At 37.7% G+C, this 3,511-nt stretch carries 6 protein-coding genes and 1 pseudogene; 3 read left to right on the forward strand and 4 right to left on the reverse strand.

Annotated elements, in window-relative coordinates; genetic code table 11:
• The 4 genes from B2V92_RS21815 to B2V92_RS21830 form a co-directional block, all read right to left on the reverse strand.
• The coding region (locus B2V92_RS21815; RefSeq protein WP_293312116.1) for an RNA polymerase sigma factor at window positions 1-279 on the reverse strand (279 nt) is incomplete at its 3' end.
• A 111-nt stretch (window positions 280-390) separates the two neighbouring features.
• Window positions 391-516, reverse strand: a complete 126-nt coding sequence (locus tag B2V92_RS21820; protein ID WP_293312117.1) for a hypothetical protein — start codon at window positions 514-516, stop codon at window positions 391-393.
• A gap of 308 nt (window positions 517-824) precedes the next feature.
• Window positions 825-1,112: a hypothetical protein gene (locus B2V92_RS21825; protein WP_293312118.1), complete on the reverse strand. Its 288-nt coding sequence runs from the start codon at window positions 1,110-1,112 to the stop codon at window positions 825-827.
• Window positions 1,113-1,387: 275 nt separating this feature from the next.
• Window positions 1,388-1,819, reverse strand: a complete 432-nt coding sequence (locus tag B2V92_RS21830) for a tetratricopeptide repeat protein (RefSeq protein ID WP_293312119.1) — start codon at window positions 1,817-1,819, stop codon at window positions 1,388-1,390.
• Between the two features lie 541 nt (window positions 1,820-2,360).
• Between B2V92_RS21830 and B2V92_RS21835 the strand changes: the two genes are divergently transcribed.
• From B2V92_RS21835 to B2V92_RS21845, 3 genes and pseudogenes are all read left to right on the forward strand, one after another.
• Window positions 2,361-2,957, forward strand: a complete 597-nt coding sequence (locus B2V92_RS21835) for an FMN-dependent NADH-azoreductase (protein WP_293312120.1) — start codon at window positions 2,361-2,363, stop codon at window positions 2,955-2,957.
• Between the two features lie 30 nt (window positions 2,958-2,987).
• On the forward strand, window positions 2,988-3,329 hold the full coding sequence (locus tag B2V92_RS21840; protein ID WP_293312121.1) for a YciI family protein: 342 nt from the start codon (window positions 2,988-2,990) through the stop codon (window positions 3,327-3,329).
• Window positions 3,329-3,511 (forward strand): annotated as a pseudogene (locus B2V92_RS21845) (RNA polymerase subunit sigma); the annotation flags it as partial. The gene B2V92_RS21840 and the pseudogene B2V92_RS21845, both read left to right, overlap by 1 nt.

Consider the following 3,511-nt stretch of genomic DNA (forward strand, 5'->3'; position numbering starts at 1 on the left):
CCTCGCCACTTTTTTGAGGTGATTAAGCACATGGTTGAGCGTGATTTTTTTAATATATGCCCCAAAGTTCAGCTCGGTATTAATCTGCTCCCTCTTTTGCCAGATCCTGATAAACACCTCCTGTACAATTTCTTCTGCCAGATCGGTTGATTTGCACAAACTGCTGGCATAAACAAATATTTTGCTCCGGTACTGGTTATAAATTTCGGCAAAAGCAGATCGGTTGCCGTTTCTAAGCTGCAACAGTAATCCGATATCTTTTTGGGGGCCTGAATTCATATTTGTGATCGGCAAATATATACCAATTTCACAATAATGATATTACGTTCTATATAATACCGAATTGGACAATTCGTTATAACTTTATTTTTAAAGTGACTGATCTATCATTTAGAATTGCGCCACAATAGCGATCAGTTTTTCTATGGCCTGATCGCGCTGCTCAAACTCCTGAAACAAAAAAGCAAATGAACTTTTAAGGGTTTCGATATGGATCTCGGGAAAATCCTTGCTCATGATCCTATCTTCATGATCGTACTGAACAAGATCTTTGGGTTTGATGGCAATAATACTATCGATTTTGATAAAAGTATTCTGTATACGGACGAAATTTCCGTGCTGGGCTACGGCATAATCTACTTTAGTTAGTTTTGACCGTACAATATCTTAAAGGAAAATGTTTAATTAAAACACAAAGCGAAACTGAACAGAAATGAACTCACTTTTGTATTGACAATTATCATTTTTGAGCTTTTTCAAGATAAATTTGCGGTTTTTAACAGGTATTTATCTGTTTTCTAACCAAAACATCAATTTTCAATCGATTAAAGAAATTTCAACACCAGTTGTTCCCATTCTTCTTCGAGCGAAAAGCTAGGCATCTTTGCGCCCGCTCTGTTGTACCAATAACCTGCATTCCAGCTATCGCCTTCTTTACGGTGGAGGTAGGCATGAACTTCGGCAGAATCGCGGTCGTTTAAATGATCTACCTGCTGATGGGCTTTGTTCCAATCGCCTTTACCATCATACCAAAGTGCTTTTAACTGAACGGAAAGATCGGTATCAGGTTGTTCTGCCTTAAGAGATGCTTTAAATTCGGTGATATTATTCATAGTGAAGCAAAATTAAAGGATTGTAGTGGCTAAACCAAGTGGGGTAACCTCAATAAGTCGTCATTGCGAGAGGCTTTTTCAGCCGACAGCCTGCCCCGATTTCGGGGAAGCAATCTTTAAGATAAAAAAGTTACACCTCCTAGCGCAAGTCTTAGCGCCTAGACCCCAAGCCAAAGCCTGACTTGTGCGTTAAAATAATCTAAAAGCACAAGTCATCCAACCTCCATATCCCCCCAGCACTAAGATTTGCGCCAGGAAAGGGGAGATATGAGAAATTATTTACTATACTTTCCACCATTACTCATATCCTTCAGCATAACTTTGTAATTTTTCTTGCCACTTATGGAGCCTAATTGCGATGACTTCCGGTAAAGCGATAGAGCATTATCTAAATCTATTGCACAACCTCTACCTGTTTCATAAAGAAAAGCAAGATTATTACATGCTTCGAAATGACCACCGGCACATGCCTTAGAGTACCAATAAAAAGACTTTTTTGGATTATTATTATTTAGGTAACTCGTGTTTTCATATTGTTGTCCTAGTTCATACATAGCGTCCGGATTTCCCAGATATGCAGATCGTTTTATAAGGGAAAAATACCGCGAATACAATTCTTTGCGATCAAAGTCGCTAAGAGTAGTTGGATATTCATATATCTTTTGACCTAATGAGACTGCTAATAAAAATAATTTATTTCCTTTCATGTCTTACTGCTATTCTTTATTATCCCCACCTCCTTGCACAAGTCTTAGCACCAAGGCGGCTTTAAATTCAGTGATATTATTCATGGTGAAGCAAAATTAAAGGATTGTTGTAGCTAAACCAAGTGGGAAAAGTTTGGCGGAAACAACTTAGATAATGTTACAACTTGAGCTTAAAATAGATTAGAAAAGGGTTTTATTTTTTCGACCACCTAAGCCACCTTAAAACACCTGAGAACCTATTTTAGCTTAGGTATTTTGCCCACGCAACTTATATGCAACTTACATTCCTTAAATGGTAAATGATTATTAAAGGGATTTATTGAAAATTAGGAATATAAAAGCCCCGCGTTTTTGAACCATATAAGACATTTAAGGGCATATAAGCTCTATATTTATGACTTGTACCAAGGATTTATATTTTTTTTGACCAGCTAAGTCACCTTAAAGCACCTGAGAAAGTATTGATCTATTTTTCCTGATAAATTTTGTGGCTGGTTGTCCCCCTTTCAAAAATCCGATCGTTGTTACCTTAAAAAACTCAATGAAACAGATTTTGCACATTACTTCAAGCCCAATGGGCAACCATTCACACAGTATCAAACTCGGACAGGCCATTATAAAAAAGCTTGTAGATAAATATCCTGACAGCAAAACCTCCGAACGGAATCTCATAAACGACAATCCGGACTACATTAATGGGTTCCATATTTTAGCCTCTTTAAAACCTGATCAAAATAGAAGTGATGAGGAAAAAGATAAACTCCATTATTCTGACGCGGTTATCGCTGAAATTAAAGCAGCCGATACCATCGTTTTAGGTGCTCCGATGTACAATTATAGCATACATGCGTCGCTAAAAGCGTTTATCGACCAAATTGTAAGGTTTGGCCAAACCATCCAATACCAGGCAGATGGCTCGCGAACTGGCTTATTAAAAGGTAAAATGGTATACCTCGCCATTACGGCCGGTGGGAGTTACGGAAATGATGATTTTAATCCGGTTAAGCAATATATTGTTAATTATCTTAGTGGGATTTTAAATTATATGGGGATCGAAAACATTGTGCCGGTTATAATCGAGGGAACTGCAAAGCCGGATTTTGTGGTCGATTATAATGAAATTTGCTGTAACCTTTAATTACATTTTACTTAATTGAAAAAGATAAACATGAAAGAATTTGCGTTAATATTCAGGATAAACGATATCAAAGATTTTAAACCTAGCCCCGAGCAGCTGCAGGAAAGGGTAAACTGGCTCGCCGGCATTATTGCCCAGAATAAACTGGTTGATAAGGGAAATTCGCTCTTACCAAGCGCCGAAAGTGCAAAAACCATTAAAGCCAACAGCGTGGTAACGGATGGACCTTATACGGAGATAAAGGAATTTATTGTGGGTTATGTAATTGTAAAAACAGATACCATAGACGAAGCGATTGAACTGGCAAAAAATAATCCTATTTTTAAAATAGGTGGAAGTATTGAAGTGAGGGAACTGCTAAAACCACTTTAATGCAGGAAAAAGAAAATTCGGCAAAAGTACTTTTATCCCAGCTGTTCAGGCAGGAATACACTAAAATGACGGCTGCATTATGCCGTCGTTTTGGTTTGGAATACATCGAAATTGCCGAAGATATTACCAGCGAAACTTTTTTAAAGGCATCAGAACATTGGGCGGTTAATGGCATTCCTGCT

Origin of the sequence: Pedobacter sp. UBA5917 (genome assembly GCF_002432345.1) — a bacterium.
In the GTDB taxonomy this organism is placed as follows: Bacteria; Bacteroidota; Bacteroidia; order Sphingobacteriales; family Sphingobacteriaceae; genus Pedobacter.

Bases quoted from the DNA above. Each gene is read 5' to 3' on its own strand.
- B2V92_RS21820 (WP_293312117.1), bottom strand. From the start codon at position 516: ATGAGCAAGGATTTTCCCGAGATCCATATCGAAACCCTTAAAAGTTCA.
- B2V92_RS21825 (WP_293312118.1), bottom strand. From the start codon at position 1,112: ATGAATAATATCACCGAATTTAAAGCATCTCTTAAGGCAGAACAACCT.
- B2V92_RS21830 (WP_293312119.1), bottom strand. From the start codon at position 1,819: ATGAAAGGAAATAAATTATTTTTATTAGCAGTCTCATTAGGTCAAAAG.
- B2V92_RS21835 (WP_293312120.1), top strand. From the start codon at position 2,361: ATGAAACAGATTTTGCACATTACTTCAAGCCCAATGGGCAACCATTCA.
- B2V92_RS21840 (WP_293312121.1), top strand. From the start codon at position 2,988: ATGAAAGAATTTGCGTTAATATTCAGGATAAACGATATCAAAGATTTT.